20 protein-coding genes and 1 pseudogene are annotated in these 24880 nt (G+C 62.2%); 11 read left to right on the top strand and 10 right to left on the bottom strand.

Annotated elements, in window-relative coordinates; all coding sequences use genetic code 11:
- Positions 1-228 precede the first annotated feature (228 nt).
- From secA to INS93_RS00875, 4 genes are all read left to right on the top strand, one after another.
- A complete protein-coding gene (gene secA / locus INS93_RS00890; protein ID WP_192979964.1) occupies positions 229-2964 on the top strand; it encodes a preprotein translocase subunit SecA in 2736 nt (911 codons plus the stop codon).
- Between the two features lie 159 nt (positions 2965-3123).
- Positions 3124-4341 carry a bifunctional glutamate N-acetyltransferase/amino-acid acetyltransferase ArgJ gene (argJ, locus tag INS93_RS00885; protein WP_160019520.1) on the top strand — a complete coding sequence of 406 codons (1218 nt, stop codon included), beginning with the start codon at positions 3124-3126 and terminating at the stop codon, positions 4339-4341.
- 114 nt (positions 4342-4455) lie between these two features.
- Positions 4456-5088 carry a glutathione S-transferase family protein gene (locus tag INS93_RS00880; protein ID WP_192979963.1) on the top strand — a complete coding sequence of 211 codons (633 nt, stop codon included), beginning with the start codon at positions 4456-4458 and terminating at the stop codon, positions 5086-5088.
- Positions 5085-6026, top strand: a complete 942-nt coding sequence (locus tag INS93_RS00875) for a Nudix family hydrolase (protein WP_192979962.1) — start codon at positions 5085-5087, stop codon at positions 6024-6026. Before INS93_RS00880 ends, INS93_RS00875 begins: the two co-directional genes overlap by 4 nt.
- Positions 6027-6206: 180 nt before the next feature.
- Here INS93_RS00875 and INS93_RS00870 read toward each other — a convergent pair whose 3' ends face one another.
- From INS93_RS00870 to INS93_RS00855, 4 genes and pseudogenes are all read right to left on the bottom strand, one after another.
- Positions 6207-6782: a cob(I)yrinic acid a,c-diamide adenosyltransferase gene (locus INS93_RS00870; protein ID WP_192979961.1), complete on the bottom strand. Its 576-nt coding sequence runs from the start codon at positions 6780-6782 to the stop codon at positions 6207-6209.
- 3 nt (positions 6783-6785) lie between these two features.
- Positions 6786-8804: an ATP-binding protein gene (locus INS93_RS00865; RefSeq protein WP_192979960.1), complete on the bottom strand. Its 2019-nt coding sequence runs from the start codon at positions 8802-8804 to the stop codon at positions 6786-6788.
- 125 nt (positions 8805-8929) lie between these two features.
- On the bottom strand, positions 8930-9841 hold the full coding sequence (locus INS93_RS00860) for a putative 2-dehydropantoate 2-reductase (protein ID WP_192979959.1): 912 nt from the start codon (positions 9839-9841) through the stop codon (positions 8930-8932).
- Positions 9838-10803, bottom strand: a pseudogene (locus INS93_RS00855) (response regulator); the annotation flags it as partial. The pseudogene INS93_RS00855 and the gene INS93_RS00860, both read right to left, overlap by 4 nt.
- Positions 10804-10938: 135 nt before the next feature.
- Between INS93_RS00855 and INS93_RS00850 the strand changes: the two are divergent.
- Entirely contained in the window at positions 10939-11418 is a 480-nt protein-coding gene (locus INS93_RS00850; protein WP_125836020.1) for a YajQ family cyclic di-GMP-binding protein, read from the top strand.
- A gap of 104 nt (positions 11419-11522) precedes the next feature.
- Entirely contained in the window at positions 11523-12350 is an 828-nt protein-coding gene (locus INS93_RS00845) for a mechanosensitive ion channel family protein (protein ID WP_160019527.1), read from the top strand.
- Between the two features lie 732 nt (positions 12351-13082).
- On the opposite strand, the gene INS93_RS00840 is transcribed toward INS93_RS00845, so the two are convergent.
- Positions 13083-14879 carry an AmpG family muropeptide MFS transporter gene (locus INS93_RS00840; RefSeq protein WP_192979958.1) on the bottom strand — a complete coding sequence of 599 codons (1797 nt, stop codon included), beginning with the start codon at positions 14877-14879 and terminating at the stop codon, positions 13083-13085.
- A gap of 39 nt (positions 14880-14918) precedes the next feature.
- Positions 14919-15293 (bottom strand): MGMT family protein, encoded by a 375-nt coding sequence (locus INS93_RS00835; RefSeq protein WP_192979957.1) that lies wholly within the window; start codon positions 15291-15293, stop codon positions 14919-14921.
- 16 nt (positions 15294-15309) lie between these two features.
- Between INS93_RS00835 and INS93_RS00830 the strand changes: the two genes are divergently transcribed.
- Positions 15310-16302 carry a DUF481 domain-containing protein gene (locus INS93_RS00830; protein WP_192979956.1) on the top strand — a complete coding sequence of 331 codons (993 nt, stop codon included), beginning with the start codon at positions 15310-15312 and terminating at the stop codon, positions 16300-16302.
- Between the two features lie 159 nt (positions 16303-16461).
- A complete protein-coding gene (locus tag INS93_RS00825; RefSeq protein WP_192979955.1) occupies positions 16462-17475 on the top strand; it encodes a DUF481 domain-containing protein in 1014 nt (337 codons plus the stop codon).
- A 62-nt stretch (positions 17476-17537) separates the two neighbouring features.
- Here the strand turns inward: INS93_RS00825 and INS93_RS00820 are convergent, their stop codons facing one another.
- Together INS93_RS00820 and upp are read right to left on the bottom strand one after the other, a co-directional pair.
- Entirely contained in the window at positions 17538-18800 is a 1263-nt protein-coding gene (locus INS93_RS00820) for a uracil-xanthine permease family protein (protein WP_160019532.1), read from the bottom strand.
- A 1-nt stretch (position 18801) separates the two neighbouring features.
- Positions 18802-19440 carry a uracil phosphoribosyltransferase gene (gene upp, locus INS93_RS00815; protein WP_160019533.1) on the bottom strand — a complete coding sequence of 213 codons (639 nt, stop codon included), beginning with the start codon at positions 19438-19440 and terminating at the stop codon, positions 18802-18804.
- Between the two features lie 239 nt (positions 19441-19679).
- On the opposite strand from upp, the gene INS93_RS00810 reads away from it, so the two are divergent.
- Complete coding sequence (locus INS93_RS00810; protein WP_192979954.1) at positions 19680-20237, top strand: hypoxanthine-guanine phosphoribosyltransferase; 558 nt, start codon at positions 19680-19682, stop codon at positions 20235-20237.
- Positions 20238-20343: 106 nt separating this feature from the next.
- On the opposite strand, the gene dauA is transcribed toward INS93_RS00810, so the two are convergent.
- Positions 20344-22083: a C4-dicarboxylic acid transporter DauA gene (dauA, locus tag INS93_RS00805; protein ID WP_192979953.1), complete on the bottom strand. Its 1740-nt coding sequence runs from the start codon at positions 22081-22083 to the stop codon at positions 20344-20346.
- Between the two features lie 172 nt (positions 22084-22255).
- Here dauA and INS93_RS00800 point away from each other — a divergent pair, with 172 nt between their 5' ends.
- On the top strand, positions 22256-22543 hold the full coding sequence (locus INS93_RS00800) for a PA4642 family protein (protein WP_160019536.1): 288 nt from the start codon (positions 22256-22258) through the stop codon (positions 22541-22543).
- A 197-nt stretch (positions 22544-22740) separates the two neighbouring features.
- Here INS93_RS00800 and rpsT read toward each other — a convergent pair whose 3' ends face one another.
- Positions 22741-23019 carry a 30S ribosomal protein S20 gene (gene rpsT, locus INS93_RS00795; RefSeq protein ID WP_003243036.1) on the bottom strand — a complete coding sequence of 93 codons (279 nt, stop codon included), beginning with the start codon at positions 23017-23019 and terminating at the stop codon, positions 22741-22743.
- Between the two features lie 191 nt (positions 23020-23210).
- Between rpsT and murJ the strand changes: the two genes are divergently transcribed.
- Positions 23211-24752: a murein biosynthesis integral membrane protein MurJ gene (gene murJ, locus INS93_RS00790; protein ID WP_192979952.1), complete on the top strand. Its 1542-nt coding sequence runs from the start codon at positions 23211-23213 to the stop codon at positions 24750-24752.
- Positions 24753-24880 lie beyond the last annotated feature (128 nt).

The raw sequence follows: 24880 nt of genomic DNA, 5'->3' as shown, positions 1-24880 counted from the left end.
CTGGCTGGCCTTGAATTGCCAGCATTCATCCCCATATAAAGTTTCACGTCGCGCCCCTGGCTAACCGGGGATGCGCGGCCTGCGCCATCACACGGCAGCAACGGGCTGACAACGTCACTTTCCTCCCTGAGTTTTCCGGGTAGAATGCCCCCTTCGCCCGCAGCCATGCTGGCTGCCAGGTCGCGATTTGCGCCGACCTCCATCCATTCGCCGGAAGATCCTGTCGATATGTTTGCGCCTCTGTTTAAAAAACTTTTCGGAAGCAAGAATGAGCGTGAAGTCAAACGCTTGCTCAAGGCGGTGCAGTCCGTCAACGTCCTCGAAGAGCAGATGATCGCCCTCTCGGACGAGCAACTGCGTGGCAAGACCGAAGAGTTCAAGGGCCGTCTGGCTCAGGGCGAAACCCTCGACAAGCTGCTTCCCGAAGCCTTCGCTGTGGCCCGTGAGGCCGGCAAGCGCGTGATGGGCATGCGCCACTTCGATGTGCAGTTGATCGGCGGCATGACCCTGCACGAAGGCAAGATCGCCGAGATGCGTACCGGTGAGGGCAAGACGCTCGTAGGTACCCTGGCGGTCTATCTCAACGCACTGTCCGGCAAGGGCGTGCACGTGGTCACGGTCAACGAATACCTGGCTCGCCGCGACGCCAACTGGATGCGTCCGCTGTATGAATTCCTCGGCCTGACCGTGGGTATCGTCACCCCCTTCCAGCCGCCGGAAGAGAAGCGCGCCGCCTATGCCGCCGACATCACCTACGGCACCAACAACGAATTCGGTTTCGACTACCTGCGTGACAACATGGCCTTCAGCCTGGAAGACAAATTCCAGCGTGAGCTGAATTTCGCCGTGATCGACGAGGTCGACTCCATCCTCATCGACGAAGCCCGTACTCCGCTGATCATCTCCGGTCAGGCCGAAGACAGCTCTAAGCTGTACATCGAGATCAACAAGCTGATCCCGCGCCTCAAGCAGCACATCGAGGAAGAGGAAGGCGTGGTGACTCAGGAAGGTCACTACAAGGTCGACGAGAAATCGCGCCAGGTCGAACTCAACGAGGCCGGCCACCAGTACGTCGAGGAGATGCTCACCGCTGCCGGTCTGCTGGCCGAAGGTGAAAGCCTCTACTCCGCTCACAACCTCGGCCTGCTGACCCACGTGTATGCCGGCCTGCGTGCGCACAAACTGTTCAACCGCAATGTCGAGTACATCGTGCAGAACGGCCAGGTGATCCTGATCGACGAGCACACCGGCCGTACCATGCAGGGTCGTCGCCTCTCCGAGGGCCTGCACCAGGCCATCGAGGCGAAGGAGGGAGTGAATATCCAGGCCGAGAGCCAGACTCTGGCCTCGACTACCTTCCAGAACTACTTCCGCCTCTACAACAAGCTGTCCGGCATGACCGGTACCGCCGATACCGAGGCGTTCGAATTCCGTCAGATCTATGGTCTGGACGTGATGGTGATCCCGACCAACAAGCCGGTCGCGCGCAAGGACTTCAACGATCTGGTCTATCTGACCCAGGAAGAGAAGTACCAGGCGATCATCGCCGACATCAAGGATTGCCAGGCCCAGGGCCGTCCGATTCTGGTCGGCACCGCCACCATCGAAACGTCCGAGTACGTGAGCCAGTTGCTGGACAAGGAAGGCATCGAGCACAAGGTGCTCAACGCCAAGTTCCACGACAAGGAAGCCGAGATCATCGCCCAGGCCGGTCGTCCGGGGGCGCTGACCATCGCCACCAACATGGCGGGCCGTGGTACCGACATCCTCCTCGGTGGCAACTGGGAAGTGGAAGTCGCGGCGCTGGAAAACCCCACCGACGAGCAGATCGCGCAGATCAAGACCGAGTGGCAGAAGCGTCACCAGCAGGTGATCGAAGCGGGTGGCCTGCACGTGATCGCCTCCGAGCGCCACGAGTCGCGTCGTATCGACAACCAGCTGCGTGGTCGTGCCGGCCGTCAGGGCGATCCGGGTTCCAGCCGCTTCTACCTGTCGCTGGAAGACAACCTGATGCGTATCTTCGCCTCGGATCGGGTGAAGAACTTCATGAAGGCCCTCGGCATGCAGTCCGGCGAGGCCATCGAGCACCGTATGGTCACCAACGCCATCGAGAAGGCTCAGCGCAAGGTCGAAGGGCGTAACTTCGACATGCGTAAGCAACTGCTCGAATTCGACGACGTGGCCAACGAGCAGCGCAAAGTGATCTATCACATGCGCAACAGCCTGCTGGCTGCCGAGAGCGTTGGCGACACCATCGCCGAGTTCCGCGAGGAAGTGCTGACCGCAGCGGTCAACAACCATATTCCGCCGCAGTCGATGCCAGAACAGTGGGACGTGTCGGGCCTGGAGTCGACGCTGCAAAGCGACTTCGGCATCAAGCTGCCTATCCAGCAGTGGCTGGATGAAGATGACAAACTGTACGAAGAAACCCTGCGTGAGCGCATCCTTGCTGAACTGCTGAGCGCATACAACGAGAAGGAAACCCAGGCCAGCGCCGAGGCCCTGCGTACCTTCGAGAAGCAGATTCTGCTGCGCGTGCTGGACGACCTGTGGAAAGACCACCTGTCGACCATGGATCACCTGCGTCACGGCATCCACCTGCGTGGTTATGCACAGAAGAACCCGAAGCAGGAATACAAGCGCGAGTCCTTCGCCCTGTTCCAGGAACTGCTGGAGTCGATCAAGCGCGACGCCATCCGCGTGCTCAGTCACGTTCAGGTGCGTCGCGAAGACCCGGCCGAAGAAGAAGCCCGACTGCGTCGCGAAGCCGAAGCCATGGCCGAGCGCATGCAGTTCCAGCACGCCGATGCTTCGGCCCTGGCAGCTGAAGAGAGCAATGGCGAAGAGGGCGACGTCGCCGTGGCCGCAGCACCAGTGCGCGCCGAGCAGAAGGTCGGCCGCAACGAGCCGTGCCCTTGCGGTTCGGGCAAGAAGTACAAGCACTGCCACGGTCAGATCGGCTGATCATGGCAGCTGCGCGCCGCTAAAGGCGCTTGCAGTAGAGAGGGCTTCGGCTATGCTGTCGCCGCCCTCGATGACGCCGCGACGGCTCTGCCGCTCGCGGCGTTTTACCATCTTTCAGACCGCCTGGCGGTCGGCAACGTCTCACAAGGAGCTCACCTTATGGCTGTTGGTCTTGGCCCGCTGTCTACCCTGCACCCGGTTCCTGGTTTCGAGTTGGGCATCGCCTCAGCCGGTATCAAGCGTCCCGGGCGCAAGGATGTGGTGGTGATGCGTTGTGCAGAAGGTTCGCGCATCGCCGGTGTGACCACCACCAACGCCTTCTGCGCGGCCCCTGTGCTGGTCACTCGCGAGCGTCTGGGTGGTGAAGTGCGCTACCTGCTGACCAACACCGGCAATGCCAATGCCGGCACCGGCGCCGATGGTCTGGCCCGTGCGCGCCGTGCCTGTGCGCGGCTGGCCGAATTGACCGGTGTGACCGAAAACGCCGTGCTGCCGTTCTCCACCGGTGTGATCGGAGAGCCGCTGCCGGTCGAGAAGATCGAGTCCGCGCTGCAGGCGGCTCTGGATGATCTCAAGGCCGACAACTGGGAAGCAGCGGCCACCGGCATCATGACCACCGACACCCTGCCCAAGGGCGCCAGCCGGCAGTTCCAGCACGATGGTGTGACCATCACCGTCACCGGTATCTCCAAGGGCGCCGGCATGATCCGCCCGAACATGGCCACCATGCTCGGCTACATCGCCACTGACGCCAAGGTGGCCCGGGGCGTGCTGCAGGATCTGGTGCGCGACGCGGCGAACAAGTCGTTCAACCGCATCACCATCGATGGTGACACTTCCACCAATGACTGCTGCATGCTGATCGCTACCGGCCAGGCTGCGTTGGCGGAAATCACCGAGGCCTCCGGTGAGTTGTTCGCCAAGCTCAAGCAGGCTGTGTTCGAGGTATTCATGGAAGTGGCTCAGGCCATCGTCCGTGACGGCGAGGGTGCGACCAAGTTCGTTACCGTACAGGTCAACGGCGGTGGCACGCATCAGGAGTGCCTGGACGTGGCCTACGCCGTGGCCCATTCACCGCTGATCAAGACCGCGCTGTTCGCCTCCGATCCGAACTGGGGGCGCATCCTGGCCGCCGTTGGCTACGCAGGCGTGCCGCAGCTGGACGTGAGCAAGATCGACGTGTTCCTCGGCGAAGTCTGCATCGCCAGCAAGGGCTGCCGTGCGGCCACCTACACCGAAGAACAGGGCGCGGCGGTGATGGCCCGCGAGGAAATCACCATTCGCATCGAACTTGGCCGCGGCAGCTGCAGTGAGACTATCTGGACCACCGACCTGTCCCACGAGTACGTCAAGATCAACGCCGAATACCGCACCTGATCGAGTCCTGCTCGTCCGTATTCCCGCGCCTCATGCCCCCATGACGCGCGGGAATTTGCTATTCGGGGTGCAGGCTTTTAACGTCGAGCGACTTCATTCCCGAGGACGCGCGAGATGGCCCTGAAACTGGTAATTGGCGACAAGAACTATTCCTCCTGGTCGTTGCGCGCCGCTCTGGCAGTCGAGCTGGCTGGCGTGGAGTGTGACGAGGTGCTGGTGCGTCTGTATCAGCCCGATAGTCGTGCGCAACTGCTGCGTCATTCGCCTACTGGCAAGGTGCCGGTTCTGCTGACTGAGCAAGGGCCGGTGTGGGATTCCCTGGCGATAGCCGAGTATCTGGCCGAGTGCTATCCCGAAGCGCAGCTGTGGCCGCAGGATCGTCAGGCCCGCGCCTTGGCGCGTAGCGTCTGTGCGGAGATGCACAGCGGCTTCAGCGCTCTGCGTAGCCACCTGCCGATGGACCTGGCGCGTGACAAGGCGTTGCTCGAGCTACCGGACGCGGCGCAGGCCGATATCGACCGCATTTGCGCGATCTGGGCCGGCTGCCGCGAGCGCTTCGCCAGCACCGGCAACTATCTGTTCGGTCAGGCCAGCATTGCCGATGCCTTCTATGCACCGGTCGCCGCGCGTCTGCGCAGTTATCATGTGGTGCTGCCGACAGCGGCAGCGGCCTATGTCGAAACCATCTATCGCTGGCCGGCATTCCAACGCTGGTATCAGGCGGCATTGCAGGAGGTAAAGGGGTGAAACGCGTTCATGTCGCAGCAGCGGTGATTCGGGGTGCCGATGGACGCATCCTGATCGCCAGGCGCCCGCAGGACAAGCACCAGGGCGGTCTGTGGGAATTTCCCGGCGGCAAGGTGGAGGAGGGCGAGGCCGTGCGCGTCGCCCTCGATCGCGAGCTGGAGGAGGAACTGGGCATTCGTCCGCAGGCTGCGCGCCCGCTGATCCAGATTCGCCACGACTACCCGGACAAGCAGGTGTTGCTGGACGTCTGGGAAGTCTCGGCCTTCAGTGGTGAGCCGCATGGCGCGGAAGGTCAGCCATTGGCCTGGGTCAACGAGCGACAGTTGCTGGAGTACGAGTTTCCCGCCGCGAACAAACCCATAGTCGCCGCCGCGCGCCTGCCTGATCGCTACCTGATCACCCCGGATGGCCTGCAGCCGAGTGAGCTACTCGCCGGCATCCGCAGCGCCCTGGCGCAGGGCGTGCGACTGATTCAACTGCGTGCTCCGAACATGTTCGACCCGCAATACCGCGACCTGGCTGTCGATGTGCAGGGCCTGTGTGCCGGCAAGGCACAACTGATGCTCAAAGGGCCGCTGGAGTGGCTGGGAGACTTTCCTGCGGCCGGCTGGCACCTGACCGCCGAGCAACTGCGCAAGTACGCCGCTGGTGGCCGCCCGTTCCCTGAGGATCGCTGGTTGGCTGCGTCCTGCCACAATGCCGAGGAGCTGGCGCTGGCCATGCAGATGGGCGTGGACTTCGCCACTTTGTCCCCAGTGCAGGCGACTGCGACTCATCCTGAAGCGCAGCCGCTCGGCTGGGACGCCGCGCGCGAGATGCTGACCCATTTCAACCTGCCGGCTTATCTGCTGGGCGGTGTAGGCCCGGCCGATATCGAGCGCGCCTGGCAGATTGGTGCGCAAGGTGTCGCGGGTATCCGCGCATTCTGGCCGCGCTAGGGGGCGTCGTGCGCACCGAGCAGCTGTCACGACGACGTAGGGCGGACTCAGGAGCCTAAGCGAACAGTCCGCCATGCAGGTCTAGCCGCTTTCCATCGATACTCCAGCGGCGTACTGCTTCGCGACGACTACACGGATGTAGGCGTCAGAGTGACGCAGGATGCCAAAGCCGAGTACGTCCTACGGTTTGTCGGCCGCCTTCCACAGCACTTCAGCGATGCCCTGGCGCTTGGCGATCAGGCGGGCTGCGACGAACAGCAGGTCGGAGAGGCGGTTGACGTAGGCCAGGCCTTCACCGCGCAATGGCTCGACGGCATTGAGGTGCTGGCAGCGACGTTCGCTGCTGCGCGCGAAGCTGCGGCAGACATGGGCCAGGGCGATCAGCCTGGAACCGCCGGGCAGAATGAAGTTTTCCAGTGGCCCGACCTCCTCGTTCCAGCTGTCGATGGCTGCCTCCAGACGCTGCACTTCCACCTGTTGCAGAGCCTGATACTCGGGCATCGCCAGTTCGCCACCCAGGTCGAACAGGCGATGCTGGCAGGGGCTCAGCACCTCGCTGATCTCCTTGAGTGCCGGCCAGGTCGTGGCGGCATCATCCAGTTCGGCCAGTAGCAGGCCGAGCTGGCTGTTGAGCGTATCCAGCTCGCCGATGGCCTCGATTCGTGGGTGGTCCTTGCCGACCCGGCGGCCGTCGGCCAGGCCGGTCTCCCCCTTGTCGCCGGTACGGGTATAGATCTTCGAGAGTCGAAAGCCCATGGCTCAGAGTCCTGTGTGCTCGGGCAGGGAGGCCAGCGGCAGGCGCAGGGTGAAACAGGTGCCCTGGCCTGGCGTCGAGTGGACCTCCATCTGCCCTTTGTGATTGTTGGTAATGATGAAGTAGGAGACCGCCAGGCCGAGTCCGGTGCCCTGGCCGACCTCCTTGGTGGTGAAGAAGGGTTCGAAGATGCGTTTGCGCACCACCTCGCTCATGCCGGTGCCGTTGTCTTCCACCTGGACCTCCGCCCAACTGCCGGCCTGCCGAGTGCGCAGTATGATGCGGCCGGGCTCGGTGTCCTGGTCGCGCTGGTGAATGGCCTGGGCGGCGTTCTTCAGCAGATTGAGCAGTACCTGTTCCAGTTCGTTGGCGGTGCCGGCTACCGAGCCCAGCAGCGGATCGAACTGGCGCACGATTTCCAGGGCCTTGAAGTCGAACCTGTCGGTCAGGTCGAAGTCATTGCCGGCGATCTCCAGGGCCTGGTCGATCAGCGCCGGCAGATCGCAGGGCGATAGCTGGCGGTCGCTACGCCGGCTGAAACTGAGCATGTGGCTGACGATCTTGGCGGCGCGCTGGCCGGCCTGCTGGATGCCGTCGAGCAGGCGCGGTACCTCACGGGCCTCCATATAGTGCTCAATGGCGGGCAGGCTGACGCCGGCTTGCTCGGCCTGTTCGATGTTCTTTTCCAGGCCGGGCGACAGCCGCCGACGGATGTTCTGCACGTTGTGCAGGATGGCACCGAGCGGGTTATTGATTTCATGCGCCATGCCTGCCGCCAGTCCGCCGACTGAAAGCATCTTCTCCGACTGCACCATCATTTCTTCCAGGGCCAGGCGCTGGGTGATGTCGTCGATACGGATCACCACACCCCGGCCGGCACTGCCCATAAGCGGGTAGAAGGTCAGGGCGTAGTGGTGGGGCTCCTCATCCTTGTGCCAGGTAACGCGCTCGATCTTCTCTACGCGATGTTGCTCGGCGGTGCGTTTGAGCTGCGCGAGAAAGGGTTTGAGTGGCGGGAAGGCAAGAAACACCGGCTGGTTCAGCGCTTCTTCCAGGCGCGTACCGGACAGGGCGCTGGCTTCCTGGTTCCACTGCGTCACGTAGAGCTGTTCGTCGAGAGCGATCAGCGCCGAAGGCATGGAGTCGATGATGCTGTTGAGGTAGTTCTGAAAACCGGTGAGTTTTTTCTCGATCTTGCTGCGCACCTGCACTTCCAGCTCCAACTTGCGGTTGGAGTGGCGGGTTTCCTCGGCCAGGCTCTGCGCCTGATCGAAAGCCTGCTGGGCGTCGTCGCGGGCACGCTTGAGCTGCTGCTCGCGGGCCTCCATGCGCATCAGCATGGTGTTGAACGCATCGGCCAGGCTACCGATCTCGTCCTGATTGCCGCGATTGGCGCGCAGCGCATAGTTCTCTTCGCGGGTGACCTGGCGTGACAATTCTTCCAGGCGGCGAATGGGTTTGGTCACCAGGCGTTTGATCTGCCTGGCCACCAACATCCACAGCAGCACGCTGAACGCCAGAATGACCAGGCTTGCGGTCAGGGTTCCTGTATAGAAAGCGCCAGGCAATTCGCTGGAAGCCACCAGCAGCAGGGCGCCGGGACGACCACTGGGATGCGGCAGGTCGACCAGCAGGTTGGTGCGAAAGGCTGTTTCGCGCCAGTTCTGCAATTGGCCCAGTTGCTGCGGCAGCTGCAATTTTTCCCCTCGCTGCAGTTGTGCCAGGCTGTTGCCATTGCTGTCGTAGATAACCGCTGCGCGCAGGGGGGCATAGTCATCCAGGCGTTTGAGCACGGCCTCGGCCGATGCTGACGAGTGCAAGGCCTCCTTGCTCAGCGTCGGGCTGGCGATCAGGCGACCGAGGGTGTGCAGGGCCTGCGGTGCCATGCTCTCCTGGGTGATCCAGTAGGCTGCGCTGATGAAAGCCAGATTGGCCACCAGCATCACAGCGGCGAGCAACACCAGCAGTGCGGCGAGCAGCTTGCGACCCACTGGCAGATTTTCGAGGCGCTGACGCAGTCTCATGAGGTTATCGTTGTGGTGAGTGAAGGCGGCAGGTTAGCGCGGCTGTCAGGCCATTGCCTACTGCCTGTGCGGGGCGGGGGCAACCCGCCAAGCTGCGAGTGATGGGTTACACCCGGCCTGCGTACTCAATCGAGAGGCAAACCCCGTTCACGCAGGTGGCTCAGCAGGCGCTGCTGCAGATGCTGCAGGTGCGGCACATGCAGTTGATGACGTTGCGCCGAGGCGCAGGCGTAGCCAAGCAGATAGCTGATCTCGGTGCGACGTCCCTGAGTGACGTCCTGATGCATGGACGAATAGTTCGCTGCGGTGGCGAGGATCACGCGCTGGACTTCCTCGTGCAGATTCTCCGCAGCCGCCGGTTGGCCGCAACGCTGCAGCAACTCGCCGAGTTCTGCGCACAGGGTGGCGATTTCGGCCGGGTGCTCGGCGAGCTCACCATTACGGCAGTCATGCAGAACGGTGAGGGGGTTGATCGCGCAGTTCAGCGCCAGCTTGCGCCAAAGACGCGCGAGGATATCCGGACTCCACTGGTGAGCGATGCCGGCACGCTGCAGTTCGCCCAGCCAGGCTGGCGGCCGGGGATCGCGCGGGTCTCCCAGCCAGTTGTGACCGTGGCCGGCGAACACCACCTGAAAGTCGCTAGGGCGAAAAGCGCCTTCGGTACTGGAGACGAAAAGGCAGCGCTGCCTGGGGAGGCGTTGGGCGACTTCATCCTGGCTGCCCAGGCCATTTTGCAACAGCAGCAACTCGGCACCCGGGGCCAGGCGTTCGGCGATGGTCGCCACCGCGCTTTGTGCGTCATAGGCCTTGCAGGCGAGCAGCAGGCGATGGATTGGCGTATCCGCTTGCGGCAACTCTGCGGCAATGGCGTATTGCTGAGGCTGGCCTGCCTCGACCAGCGTTACCCCGCCGGCCTGGCGATAGGCTTCGAGGCGTTGCGGGTTGCGCAGGATCAGCCTGACTGGCAGGCCGGCACGGGCCAGGCGTGCAGCCCAGAGGCTGCCGAGGCTGCCGGCACCGAGGATGTGCCAGGTCACGGCAGAGGTAGGCGCATGGCTGCGACCCGGCCGCTGGCGTAAGACTCTGGCAGCAGATTTTGCGCATGCTGAATCAGTTGTTCGGGGTCAGTGGGCAGCACCTTGGCGTCCAGACCGACCAGGCTGATACCGGCTTTCAGCGTAATGAAACCTTCGCTGGTCTTGAACGCTTTGAAGTTGAGGCCTTCGTGCAGGCGCTTGAAGCTGCTTGGTGAGCACTCGTGCAGGTCTTCGAGCAGGGTGATAAGGCCGAAGTGGTTGTCATCCAGGCGCGTCAACACGTCCAGTGGCCTGACAAGCTGCTGCAGGCGTCGTGCGACGCCATGCAGCAGTTCGTTGAAGAAGCGGTCACCGTACTGGTTGCGCAGCTGACCGGCGTCCTGCAGGCCGATCAGCAGGTAGCACACGGCGCCGCCGCGCGATTCGATCTGGCGCAGGCTGTCGGTGAGCTTCTGGCGCAGATAGCGCGGGTTACCCAGGCCGGTGAGTGGATCGACCAGATTGCGTCGCTCCAGGCTGGCGATGTTCTGCGTCAGCATGCGGTTTTCGTGCAGCAGGCGCTGCAGGGTGTTGCACAGGCGATCAGCGGCGTACACGCGTGGCACCAACTGTTCGTTCATCGCCGCCTTGCTGATGAAGTCATCGACGCCACGGTCGAAGGCTTCGCCCAGGACGTTTTCGCCTTCCTTGCCGGTCAGCAGAATGATGTAGGTGTAGTGGTCGGCGGTCTCGTCCAGCTGGCGTACCCGTGCGGTCAGCTCCAGGCCGTCGATCTCGGGCATCAGCCAGTCGGCCAGAAGCACGCTGGCGGGGCGCTGTTCGAGCAACTGCAGCGCTTCACTGGCGCTGCTGGCGAAGCGCACGTCCTGATAGCCGGCCTGGCTCAGTGCGCGACCGATCATGGCACTGGAGAACTTGGCGTCGTCCACCACCAGGATGCTGAGATGGGGGTTGGGCATGGGGCTGGCTCGCAGACAGAGAGGAAGGACGCCAAACGGCGTGTATCAGTCTGGATATAATGGGCCCGCCATAGTTATCGTCAAGTCAGGCGCGTTCACTCCGTGAAGAGGATCGCGCCGTCCATCAGGAGCCCGCTCATGCCTTCGTTCGACATCGTGTCTGAACTGGACAAACACGAACTGACCAATGCGGTCGACAATGCCATCAAGGAGCTCGACCGCCGTTTCGACCTGCGTGGTAAATGCAGCATCGAGAGCAAGGACAAGGCGCTGACCTTGACCGCCGAAGCCGAGTTCATGCTCGAGCAGATGCTCGACATCGTGCGCAGCAGCCTGGTCAAGCGCAAGATCGACTGCCAATGCCTGGAAACCAAGGAGCCCTATGCCTCGGGCAAGGTGATGAAGCAGGAAGTCACCTTCCGTGAAGGTATCGACAAGGAGCTGGCGAAGAAGATCGTCGCCCATATCAAGGATGCCAAGCTCAAGGTGCAGGCCGCGATCCAGGGTGAGCAGGTGCGCGTCACCGGCAAGAAGCGTGACGACCTGCAGGAAGCCATCGCGCTGCTGCGTGGTCACGAATTCGGCATGCCGCTGCAGTACAACAACTTTCGCGATTGAACCTTTGTGGCGCTGAGGCGTCGCAGGCTAGGTTGATAGCATTTTGATCGCCATGGCATGCCATGGCGGTTTCGTTTCATGCACAGGAAAACGGGAGTACCCCTATGGAGATGAACGTCGACGAACTGGTCAAGCTGTCCGAGGCCTGGCTGCCTGTGGTGCTGGAGTACAGCGGCAAGCTGACCCTGGCACTGATCACGCTGCTGATCGGTTGGTGGCTGATCAGCAGGCTCACCTCCAGCATCGGGCGCATGCTCGAGGCGCGCAAGGTCGATCGCGCGCTGAGCAGTTTTATCAGCAGCCTGGTCAGCATCGTGCTGCGCATTCTGCTGCTGATCAGCGTGGCGTCGATGATCGGTGTGGAGACCACTTCGTTCATCGCCATGATCGGTGCGGCGGGGCTGGCCATTGGCCTGGCGCTGCAGGGCAGCCTGGCCAACTTCGCGGGCGGTGTGCTGATCATGCTGTTTCGCCCGTTCCGCGCGGGCGACTGGATCGAGGGGCAGGGCGTTTCCGGTAGCGTCGACAGCATCCAGATCTTCCACACCACGCTGAAAACGGCGGACAACAAGGTGGTGATCGTACCCAATGGCGCGCTGTCCAACGGCCATATCACCAATTACTCACGTGAGCCGCGTCGGCGTGCCGATATCAATATCGGCATCGACTACTCCAGCGATATCAAGCGTGCCCGTGAAGTGCTGCTTGATATCGCCAAGGACCCGCGTGTACAGCTTGACCCTGCACCCGTGGTTTTCGTGACCGGGCTGGGTGAAAGCGCCGTGAACATCTCGCTGCGCGTATGGGTGGCGACCGGTGATTTCTGGCCGGTGACCTTCGAGTTCACTGAACTGGCCAAGGAGCGTCTGACCGAGGCGGGTATTGGCATTCCGTTCCCGCAGCGGGTGGTGCATCTGGCCAAGGCTGATTGAGGCACCTGGAAGGGTTCTTCTTCGCGTAGTTTGGGAAAAGTGCCGATTGATGCCGGACTGGCAAGTTTGTGTGCGTCTTGCTTGCTGACTTAGCACTATCCGTTACCGCGTGCGCTGAACGTTTGGGTTGCGCCCCTTACGGGCGCCACACCTTTCTTGCTTGCCCAAGAAAGGTGTGCCAAAGAAGGGCACCCCGACATCCGGGTTTCGCTGCGCGAGACTTCCCTCGTTCCGGCGCTGCTCCGGGGGCCGGCTTACATGGGCCATCCCTGGCCCATTAAGCCTCTCGCCGCATCCATGCGGCTCACGCCCCTACGCAACACCTCCACTCGGCCGCCTGAAGGGGACCGGGCCGCGAGCTTGCGAAATCTCCGCAAGATCAAAGTCGGTGGCGTTTGGCTTTTGCTCTTGAAGCGCGATCTTACAGACGACACCCAAGTCCCCTTCAGGAGGCTGAGTGGAATCACCACGTAAGGGGTTGAGCGACATGGATGTCGCGAGAGCCGTGATGGGCCAGGGATGGCCCTTCACGGCGTGCCCCTGGAGTGGTGATGGAACGAGGGAACCGCGGCGCAGCCGGGGCCGTATGTAGGGGTGTGTTTCTTTGCTTACTTTCTTTGCACAAGCAAAGAAAGTGAGTCGCCCGTAAGGGGCGAAACCCAAACGTTCAGGCGACGCGCTAACGGATAGTGCCAACTCTTCGACAGCTAACACTTAATTGCCAGTCCGGTATCAAGCCCTTTCCACCGGGGCCACCGGGGCGTCGCGATTGGGCTGGCGCTTGTCGCGACGCCACTGGATAACGATGAGCAGCAGTGTCGGTATACCCATCAGCGCCGTGGCAAGGAAGAAGTGAGCGTAGCCGAGGCTTTCCACCATTACGCCGGAATAGCCGCCGATCAGGCGCGGCAGCAGCAGCATGATGGAGCTGAGCAGGGCGTACTGGGTGGCCGAGAATTTCAGGTTGGTCAGGCTCGACAGGTAGGCCACGAACGCCGAGGTAGCGAGGCCGGCGCTGAAGTTGTCGCAGCTGATGGTGACAATCAGCATGTTCAGGTGCGGGCCCATGCCCACCAGCAGCATGAACATCAGGTTGGTGGCCGCCGATGCGGTAGCGCCGATCAGCAGAATCGGCATGATGCCGAAACGCACGATCAACAGGCCGCCGACTCCGGCGCCGAGCAGCGTCATCACCAGACCGAAGACCTTGCTGACATTGGCGATCTGTTCTTTTGTGAAGCCCTGGTCGATGTAGAAAACGTTGGCCATCACGCCCATGACGGTATCCGACAGGCGATAGGTGGCGATCAGGCTCAGCAGCAGCAGGGCCTGCCAGCGATAGCGCACGATGAAATCGTTGATCGGCGTGAGCACCGGTGCCATGCCGCCCCAGAACAGGCTGGAGATCGACAGGCTGGTGAGCAGGGTATAGAGCAGCGCACGGAGGAAGGCGCGGTCGTAGTAAAGCAACTCCTGCAGGCTTATCTGGCCCTGGAACAGCAGCATCACGTCACTTTCGTAGAACTGGGTGACCATGGCCGGGATTGCGATCAGCAGAATGATCAGCAGCAGCACGGAAAGTAGCTGGTGGAAGAACCCGTACCTCGCCGCAGCCGTTTTCAGTACCGGTGCCAGCCCGCCCCAGAACAGCCCGGATGCGCAGACGCAGGCCAGGGTGCTGTAGAGCATGGCACGCAGGAAGGCGCGGTCGTTGTAGAGCAGCTCCTGCATGCTGATATCGCCGAGCAGCATCGGTACCAGATCGCTCTGATAGAACTGGATGAACATGGTCGGCACGGCGATGATCAGCATGATGACCGCGCTGATCGCCAGCAACTGGTGGAAAAAACCGTGCTTGGGTGGCGCGACATTGATGTGCGGCGGTGCCGGTGGCTCGCGCATCCAGATGGAGGTGAGCAGGCCCGGCAGCATCAGCAGGGCGAAGAGCATGTAGGTACCGGTCCAGGCGCCGAACTGGTAGTCCTTGGCGGTCGAGCCGAAGCCCTCGGCGAAATACAGCGCGCCAGCGGTGGCCAGCAGCGCGGCGACCCGGTAACCGGTCATGTAGGCGGCAGCCAGCGCAGCCTGATGCTCGTCGCCGAGAATTTCCAGGCGGTAGGCATCGACGGCGATGTCCTGAGTGGCCGAGGCGAAGGCCACCAGTACGGCGAGGGCGATCAAGGAGGACAGGTGCGTCTGCGGGTCGTAATTGGCCATGCCGATCAGGCCGATGGCAACCAGACCCTGCGACAGCACCAGCCAGGAGCGGCGCCGGCCAAGTTTGCCCAGCAGTGGCAGGCGCCATTGGTCGAGCATTGGCGCCCACACCCATTTGAAGGCGTAGGCCAGGCCGATGAGGCTGGCGAAGCCGATGGTCTCGCGCGCCACACCGGCTTCGCGCAGCCATACCGAAAGGGTCGAGAACACCAGCATGTAAGGCAGGCCGGCAGCGAAGCCCAGAAGTAACAAAGCTAGTGTGGCGGGGTTGGCGTAGGTCGCGAGGGCTTCTCGCCAGGATTTGCGTGGCATCAGGCTCGAATCTGGGGTGGAAAATGAATAGCGCGCACTCTAACTGCTGTACTCCATCGGGCGCCAGCCGTGGCGGCACATATCCACACGTTCATTCAGGATACTGATGCCTTCTGCACGCAAGCGCGCCCGTTGTTCGGCGCCGGAAGCGCTGCCGGCGGTCAGGCTGAGGCGGCCGCCAGCGGCGATCACCCGATGCCAGGGCAGCGTGGTGCCATCTGGCAACTGGCTCAGCGTACGCCCGACCCAGCGCGCGGCACGGCCAAGACCTGCCAACTGCGCCAGTTCGCCATAGCTGACGACCTTGCCTGCCGGCACCTGAGCCAATACCAGATACAGTGCTTCGCGGCGTGCCTCGACGCTTGCCGGTGGTGGTGCCTGCCATGCAGACTCTGACGGTTTCGTCTTGCCCATAGGGTTCGTCCTTATCATGCGCGTACTGATCGCCTTATTCCTTTTTACCCTGGCAGCCCCGCTCTGTGCCGATACCGTTTGGTTGGACAACGGTGATCGCCTCAGCGGTGAGATCATCCTGCTCGACGGCGGCAAGCTGGCGCTCAAGACCAAATATGCCGGCCAGGTGCTGATCGACTGGAAGGATATCGATACCCTCAGTTCGGACAAGCCCCTGCTGGTGCGCCGTAGCGGCTTTGACAACGAACGCAGCGAAAGGTTGTCGGCTGCCGGTAGCGGCATGGTACGGGTGCAAGGCGAACGCGAATACACCTTGCCGCTGGCGCAGATCAAGCGTCTGGTGCCGCCGCGGCCGCTGCTGGAGGATCGTCTCTGGGAGGGCAACCTCGATGCCAAGCTGGACATGAAGCGCAACCAGAATGATGTCGATGAATGGAAACTCAAGGGCAATACCCGCGTCGAGCACGGGCGCTGGCGCCATGTGCTAAGTGGCGAGCTGGAGCGTGAAACCAAGAACGACAGAAAGGTCGAGGACAACTGGGAACTGGAGTACGACCTCGATCGCTTTCTCACCGAACACTGGTTCTGGCGAGTTGGTGTGGAGCAGGCCGAGGATGAGTTCGAAACCGTCGACCGTCAGCGTATCGTTGGCACCGGCCCCGGTTATCGCTTCTGGGATGACGAGCTGGGGCGTTTTGACCTGATCGGCCAGTTCAATCGCGTGCGACTGGAGTCGGGCGTTGCCGATCTCGCGTTCAACACCACGTCACTGGAACTGGATTACAAGCGCCTGTTGTGGGGCACGCGCCTGGAATTCTATGCCAACGCCCAGCTGCAGATTCCTCATATCGACGAGATCGACTACGTGCTCGATAGCGAATTCGGCCTGCGCTATCGCCTCAACCAGTGGGCGCGCTTATCGCTCTTGTACGAGCTGGATCAGTTGCGTGCCCCAGGGCAGACGGTTTCGGATCGGCATTATCTGATCGGTGTCGGCGTCGGGTGGTGATGCCGTCTGGCGGAACACCGCTCGACGGATCGCCGCCCGACGGAACGCCGCCCGACGGAAAAAGCTGAACTCTGCGTATTCGGCCCGGTCTGCTGTTGCTCTGGCGCCGGGGTTGCGGATAATGCCCGGCTTTCGCCCACCAACGCCATTACCCAACTTATGTCGCGCCCTATATCGCTGTCCCTGCTTGGCCTGAGCATCGCTCTGTGCAGTTCCGCCACCTTCGCCGATACCGTCTGGTTGAAGAACGGTGATCGTCTCTCCGGCACCATCCGCTTCTTCGACGGTAGCAAACTGCTGCTGGAAACCGACTACGGCGGCTCCATCCCGCTGGACTGGAAGAAAATTGCCACTCTGGAAAGTGACCACGAGCTGCTGGTCAAGCTCGGGCCAGTAGATGGCGAGCGTGCCAAGTCGCTGCTGGCCGCTGAGCCGGGCAAGGTCACGCTGGCCAATGGCGAGTCGCCGAAGACCATCGAGCTGACGCAGATCGAACAGATCATGAAGCCCAAGCCCCTGGTGGAAGACTTCACCTGGAAGGGCAACATCGACCTCGGTCTGGACTACAAGCGCGGTGAGCGCGACTCCGACGACTACGATGTCGACATCAAGACCCAGGCCCGCCACGGTCGCTGGCGGCACAATGCGCTCGCCGACTACAACCGCGAGCTGAAAGACGACGTCGTCAGCACCGACAACTGGAGTGCCGAGTACGCGCTCGACCGCTTCCTCACGGAAAAATGGTTCTGGCAGGGGCGCTTCGAGTACAAGCGCGACCGTATCGAGGAGGTGGAGCGCCAGCGCACTCTCGGTACAGGTCCTGGTTATCAGTTCTGGGATGACGAACTGGGCGCGTTCTCCATCGCTACCCTCGCCAACCGTAGCGATTACCGCTACAGCAACGGTGAGCAGGATCGCTTCTACGCCATGAGCGTGAAGTGGGACTACAACCGCTATCTGATCGGCAAGACCGTCGAGCTGTTCACTGTCGGTGAGTTGGGCAAGCCGCTTGAAGGTGTTGCGGATTACTCCCTGGATGCCGAAGTTGGCCTGCGGTACAAGGTGACCGACTGGGCGTCGCTGAACATGAAGGCCGAGAAGGATATGGTCAGCGGTGCCGAGGGCGACCTGGACGAAACCCGTTATACCCTTGGCTTCGGTGTCGGCTGGTAAGTTCCTGCATCGCAAACGAAAAGCCCGCGATCTGCTCGCAGGCTTTTCATTGGGCGACGGAATCAGGCTTCTTCCTGTTCCCGTTGTTTCCAGCCAGCACCACCCGGTAGCACCAGATTGAGGAGCAGGGCCGTGATTGCGCACAGGGAAATCCCCGACAGGGCGAACTCCTTGCCGCCGATGACCATGCCACCGATGCCGAACACCAGGGTCACCGAAACGATGATCAGGTTGCGAGCTTCGGAAAGATCCACCTGATGGCGAATCAGGGTGTTGAGGCCGACCACGGCGATCGAACCGAACAACAGGCACAGGATGCCGCCCATCACCGGAACCGGAATGCTCTGCAGGGCCACGCCGAACTTGCCGATGAAGGCCAGGGCGATGGCGAAGACCGCAGCCCAGGTCATGATCTTCGGGTTGTAGCTCTTGGTCAGCATCACAGCGCCGGTGACTTCAGCGTAAGTCGTGTTGGGTGGGCCACCGAACAGGCCGGCTGCCGAGGTGGCGAGGCCGTCACCGAGCAGGGTGCGGTGCAGGCCCGGCTTCTTGACGAAGTTCTTGCCGGTGACGTTGCCGATCGCCACCACACCGCCGATGTGCTCGATGGCTGGCGCCAGTGCCACTGGCACCATGTACAGAATGGCGCCCCAGTGCAGTTCCGGGGTGACGAAGTTGGGTACGGCGAGCCAGGCTGCCTGATCGACGGCGCTGGTGTCGATCACGCCGAGCACCGCAGCGATGGCGCAGCCAACGGCGATACCTGAGAGGATCGGCACCAGGCGGAAGATGCCGCGGCCCAGCACCGCCACCAGCAGGGTGGTGATCAGCGCTGGCATCGAAATCATCATCGCCGTGCTGTACGGCACCAGTTCGATGCTGCCATCACCGGCCTTGCCCATGGCCATGTTCACCGCTACCGGCGACAGCGCCAGGCCGATGGAGATGATCACCGGGGCGATCACCACCGGCGGCAGCAGGCGGTCGATGAAGCTGGGGCCGCGCAGTTTCACCAGCGCCGAGAGCAGGATGTAGACCACACCGGCAGCGATCACGCCGCCCATCACCGCAGGCAGGCCGAACTCGCCCTTGGCCGCCAGAATCGGTGCGATGAAGGCGAAGCTGGAGGCCAGGAAAACCGGAACCTGGCGCTTGGTCACCAATTGGAACAGCAGGGTACCGATACCGGCGGTGAACAGCGCGACGTTGGGGTCCATGCCGGTGATCAGCGGCATCAGCACCAGGGCGCCGAAGGCCACGAACAGCATCTGCGCGCCTGAAATGCCCTGGCGCCACAGCGGATCGTTGAATTCCGACTGCGACATGTCAGGCGTCCTTCTGCTTGGTGCCGAAGATCTTGTCACCGGCATCGCCCAGGCCCGGGATGATGTAGCCATGCTCGTTCAGGCGCTGATCGATGGAGGCGGTGAAGATGGTCACGTCCGGGTGAGCCTGCTCGACGGCCTTGATACCCTCGGGAGCAGCGACCAGGACCATGGCGCGAATGTCCTTGCAGCCGGCCTTCTTCAGCAGGTCGATGGTGGCGACCATCGAGCCACCGGTGGCCAGCATCGGGTCGATGATCAGCGCCAGGCGCTCGTCGATTTCCGGCGCGAGCTTTTCCAGGTAGGTGTGCGCTTCCAGGGTTTCCTCATTGCGCGCCACGCCCACGGCGCTGACCTTGGCACCGGGGATCAGGCTGAGCACGCCATCGAGCATGCCGATGCCGGCGCGCAGGATCGGAACCACTGTGATTTTCTTGCCGGCGATTTTCTCGACCTGCACGGTGCCCGCCCAGCCTTCGATTTCGTAGGTTTCCAGCGGCAGATCGTTGGTGGCTTCATAAGTCAGCAGGGCGCCCACTTCCTGGGCCAGCTCACGGAAATTCTTGGTGCTGATATCGGCGCGGCGCATCAGGCCGATCTTGTGACGGATCAGCGGGTGGCGGATCTCGCGAGTGGGCATGGGCTGGGATCTCCAACGGGGCTCTGGGGAAAAATCGCGTTAGATTAAAGCATTGCTTGTGCCAAGTGGTGGGTGACTGATGAGTCACGATGCCCCGTGCCGCGCATCGGCTACGCTGGTCAGTCGATACTTGGCAAGCGTTGCCGGGGTCTGTACCTTTGCCCGCTTTTATTTGACGGTTCGATCAGCTTTCAAGCTGTCCGCCGCCATTCATCAGCCCGATCAAGAGAGAACACATCATGTCCGCCGATCTCGTGCACATTCGCCAAGTCATGGCGGAAGCCGACTGCCTGTTCACCGAAGCCGAGGTGGAAGCGGCTATCGACAAGGTCGCCAGTCAGATCAACGCCGAGCTGGCCGAGCGCAACCCTGTGGTGTTCTGCGTCATGAACGGCGGGCTGATTTTCTCTGGCAAGCTGCTGACCAAGCTGAACTTCCCGCTGGAGGCGTCCTACCTGCATGCCACGCGCTATCGCAACGAAACCAGTGGTGGCGAGCTGTTCTGGAAGGCCAAGCCGGAAGTTTCGTTCATCGACCGCGATGTACTGATCATCGACGACATTCTCGATGAGGGGCACACCCTGGGCGCGATCATCGATTTCTGTCGCCACGCCGGTGCGCGCGCCGTGCACACTGCGGTGCTGATCGACAAGGAACACGAGCGCAAGGCGCGCCCGGACCTGAAGGCCAACTATGTGGGCCTGCAGTGCATCGACCGCTACATCTTCGGTTACGGCATGGACTACAAGGGTTACTGGCGCAACGCTGCCGGCATTTTTGCGGTCAAGGGGCTGTAAGTCCCTTTATCCATACGTAGCGTTAGCACCGCTCGGACAATGGCCAGGTAGGGTGCTCCGTGCGCACCGGTTTTCCGGTCGCTGTCCCCGGTGCGCATGGCGCACCCTACTCGGGTGGCGCCTTCCCTGGTGTGCCATCCAGCCAGCGCAGCGCCTTTTCCCGTGCTTGCGGCAGATCCCGCGCATACGCCAACTCGCCTTCACGACGATGCACTCCGGCGCGGCGCAGCTGCAAGCGCACCTGCGCAGTCGGCCCGCTCAGAATCAGCGCCACGTGCTGCTGACGATAGTCGCGCAGCACGTTGTCCAGCGCGGCGATGGCGGTCATGTCCAGTAGTGGCACTGCGCTGATATCGACGATCACCACGCGCACTCCCGGGGTAAAGCGGCGCAGCACGCTCAGTGCTTTTTCCGCCGCGCCGAAAAACAGCGGGCCGCGAATGGCGTAAGCCAGCACGTGCTCGGGCAGATCCTGCAGGGCCTGACGCTGCTGCCGGCTCAGCGCAGCCGTATCGGTCAGCTCGCTCATGCGCTTGATGAACAGCCCTGCCGCCAGCAGCAGGCCGACGCCAACGGCCAGTACCATGTCGAACAGCACCGTCAGCACCAGACAGGTCAGCAGTACCAGTACGTCGCTGCGCGGGGCGATGCGCAGGGTGTGGGCGACATGCTGTGGCTCGCTCATGTTCCACGCCACCATCAGCAGCAGCGCCGCCAGAGCGGCCATGGGCAGATAACCGAACAGCGGCGCGAGCAGCAGAATCGCTGCCAGCACCACGCCTGCATGCACCAGTGCTGCCATTGGCGAAAAGGCGCCTGCACGTACGTTTGCTGCCGTGCGGGCGATGGCGGCAGTGGCGGTGATGCCACCAAAGAACGGTGCGGCCAGATTACCCAGGCCCTGGCCGATCAGTTCGGCGTTGGGGTCATGCTTGCTGCCGGTCATGCCGTCGGCGACCACGGCACACAGCAATGACTCGATGGCGCCGAGCATGGCGATGGCGAATGCAGGTGCCAGCAGTTGGCGAATCAGTTCGAATGACAGCGCCAGCGGCTGGCCGTCAGCACCCGGCAGGTTCCAGGGAAGCGCCAGATCAGGCAGGAAAGGCGGGATGCCGGGATGTTCAATGCCATCGAGTGAATAGCTGAAGCGCTCGCCCAGTGTCGCCACCGGCAACCCCAGACGTTCCAGTGCGAGCGCGAGCAGCGCGCCAACCGCCAGGGCGGCCAGGTGCGCAGGAATCTTCGGCATCAGGCGCGGCCAGATCAGCAGCGTCGCCAGGCATGCAGCGCCCACCAGGCTGTCGCCGAGCTGCAGGCTGGGGAGAGCGCGGACCAGCAGATTGACCTGTTCCAGCAGATGTTGAGGCGCTCCGGCCAGATGCAGGCCAAACAGGTCCTTGATCTGCAGAACGGCGATGACGATGCCGATACCGGCGGTAAAGCCCAGTGTCACCGGATAGGGCACGAACTCGATCAGGCGTCCGGCGCGCAGCAGGCCCAGGGTAATCAGAATCACGCCAGCCATTAGCGTGCACAACAGCAAGCCACCGAGGCCGTACTGCTGGGTGATCGGCAGCAGAATCACCACGAAGGCGGCGGTAGGGCCGGAAATATTGAAGCGCGAGCCGCCGCACAGGGCGATCAGCGGTGCGGCGATCAACACGGTGTAGAGTCCGTGCTGCGGCGCCACACCCACGGCGATGGCCAGCGCCATGGCCAACGGAATGGCGATGATTCCCACTGTCAAGCCGGCGCCCAAGTCTCCGCGCAGGGCCTTCCACGAGTAGCCTGCACGCAGGGTCTGGCGCCAGGCGGCGAACAGCGGTAACGATGAGCGTGACATGCTGGCTTCCTAATGGCTTGGCGCATTATAGGAGCCAGTTCGCTGGGCGCGGCATGACCTAGGTCGGCTGTCGTGTCGATTGTTCGCGTGTTAGCCTGCCTGGCTGCGCGTTGAGCCGCGCGCGGCTCAGCGGTACACTGCCGGCCCTCTGTAATGCTGGCGGGAGCGGGCGATGCGTAAAGACAAGAAGCAGGTGATTGGCGAAGAAATCAGCGATGACTCGATCAAGCTGTTCCTTGCGGTGGAACCAGCGGACGCAACACCGCCTTCGCTGCACAAGCTGGTCAAGGCTTATCGCGGCCTGCGTATCGATGACTTCGAGCGTTTCGTGGGTTTCTTCGTTGCCGAGGGTTACGATCTTTCGGCCACCGATGCGCAGGGCAATGATTTCATCGCACTGATTCAGGATCAGCGCAATGCCGAGCCCTATATCGACGTGATCAAGGCTGCTCGCGGCTGATTCTCGTCCGCTGGACAAAAATGCCCGCGTTCCATTGAGAAGGCGGGCATTTTTTATGAGCGCAGATTGCGGGCAACTAAAAATTGCCGGGACACGTTTTCAGCGCTGTGCAGTCATGACTCTGTAGAGTGGCCGCCAGGCATGGCAGGCAATAAAAAACCGGCCTCTGGGGCCGGTTTTTCAAGAACCTGTCGCGATTAGGCGGCAGCAGCTTCGCCCAGCGCCTTGATGTGCGCGTTCAGGCGGCTCTTGTGACGAGCGGCTTTGTTCTTGTGGATGATGCCTTTGTCAGCCATGCGGTCGATGACCGGAACAGCTGCGGTGTAAGCGGTTTTGGCAAGCTCGAGATCTTTGGCAGCAATAGCCTTGACTACGTTCTTGATGTAGGTACGAACCATCGAGCGCAGGCTGGCGTTATGGCTACGGCGCTTCTCAGCCTGTTTGGCGCGTTTTTTGGCAGAAGGTGAGTTGGCCACCGTCAAGCTCCTCGAAAACTGGGGGGTTACGACAAATAAGGCCGCGAATCATGCCGATCCATCTGCCTGCTGTCAAGTCTGATGACGCTTTCCTGTGCTGGCCTGACCAGTGGTGGCTCGCTACACTCGACGCCTTCGTTGAGCGGCGGATTGTCCGCTACTGCACCTTTTTATGGAAGCCGAAACACCCCATGAATCTGCTCAAGTCCCTGGCTGCCGTCAGTTCACTGACCATGGTTTCGCGCGTGCTGGGGTTCGTGCGCGACACCATCATCGCTCGTACCTTCGGTGCCGGGGTGGCGTCGGATGCCTTCGTGGTGGCCTTCAAGCTGCCCAATCTGCTGCGCCGTATTTTTGCCGAAGGGGCGTTCTCGCAGGCCTTCGTGCCGATTCTGGCGGAGTACAAGATGCAGCAGGGCGAGGAGGCCACGCGCACCTTCGTGGCCTACGTCTCTGGTTTGCTGACCCTGGTGCTGGCGCTGGTCACGGCTATCGGCGTGCTCGCTGCACCCTGGATCGTCTGGGCCACGGCACCGGGTTTTGCCGATGAGGCCGAGCGTTTCGAGCTGACTGTCGATCTGCTGCGGGTGACTTTTCCTTATATATTGCTGATCTCCCTGTCATCGCTGGCCGGGGCCGTGCTCAATACCTGGAACCGTTTTTCGGTACCGGCGTTCGTGCCGACCTTGCTCAACGTCAGCTTGATCGTCTTCTCGCTGTTTCTGACGCCCTATTTCGACCCGCCGATCATGGCGCTGGGCTGGGCGGTACTGGTCGGGGGGCTGGCGCAACTGCTCTGGCAACTGCCGCATCTGAAGAAGATCGGCATGCTGGTGCTACCGCGCCTGAGTTTCGGTGATCTCGGTGTCTGGCGCGTGCTCAAGCAGATGGGGCCGGCGATCTTCGGTGTCTCGGTGAGCCAGATTTCGCTGATCATCAACACCATTTTCGCTTCCTTCCTGGTGGCTGGCTCGGTGTCCTGGATGTACTACGCCGACCGCCTGATGGAGCTGCCCTCGGGTGTGTTGGGCGTGGCGCTGGGGACCATCCTGCTACCTGCGCTCTCCAAGACCTATGCGAGCAAGAATCGCGACGAGTACCGCCGTCTGCTCGACTGGGGGCTGCGTCTGTGTTTTCTGCTGGTGCTGCCCTGCACCCTGGCGCTGGCGATTCTCGCCGAGCCGCTGGTGGTCTCGCTGTTCCAGTACGGCAAGTTCGGCGCAGAGGACGCGCTGATGACCCAGCGGGCGCTGGTGGCTTATTCGGTCGGCCTGCTTGCGCTGATTCTGATCAAGATCCTCGCGCCTGGCTTCTACGCCCAGCAGAACATCAAGACACCGGTGCGCATTGCCATCGTCAGCCTGCTGGCGACTCAGGCGATGAACGCGCTGTTCGTGTTCGGCCTGGATATGGCGCATGTTGGCCTGGCGCTTGCGATCAGCCTGGCGGCCTGCCTGAACGCCGGCCTGCTGTACTGGCAGCTGCGCCGTGCCGATATCTTCCAGCCGCTGCCGGGCTGGGGCCTGTTCCTGCTCAAACTGGTGGTCGCGGTGGCGGTGATGGTCGCAGTGCTGCTGGGGCTGCTGCAGCTCATGCCAGCCTGGGCCGAAGGCGAGATGCTTGTGCGCCTGTTGCGTTTGGGCGCGCTGGTGTTTGCTGGTCTGATCGCCTACTTCGGCATGTTGCTGGTGCTGGGTTTTCGCCTGGGCGATTTCGCCCGGCGGTCACTGTAGCCATTGCAGGGTGCGCCGTGCGCACCGTCGGGTCGGCGCAGGAGTGGTGCGCATGGCGCACCCTGCGATTCAAGGCGTCGCGATGCCTGTTGTGCGTGGCCTGCTGTGCGTATAATCGGCCACTTTGT

Source organism: Pseudomonas sp. EggHat1 (assembly GCF_014892995.1).
GTDB lineage: Bacteria > Pseudomonadota > Gammaproteobacteria > Pseudomonadales > Pseudomonadaceae > Aquipseudomonas > Aquipseudomonas chaetocerotis.
This window is presented reverse-complemented; position numbering and strand designations above follow the sequence as displayed.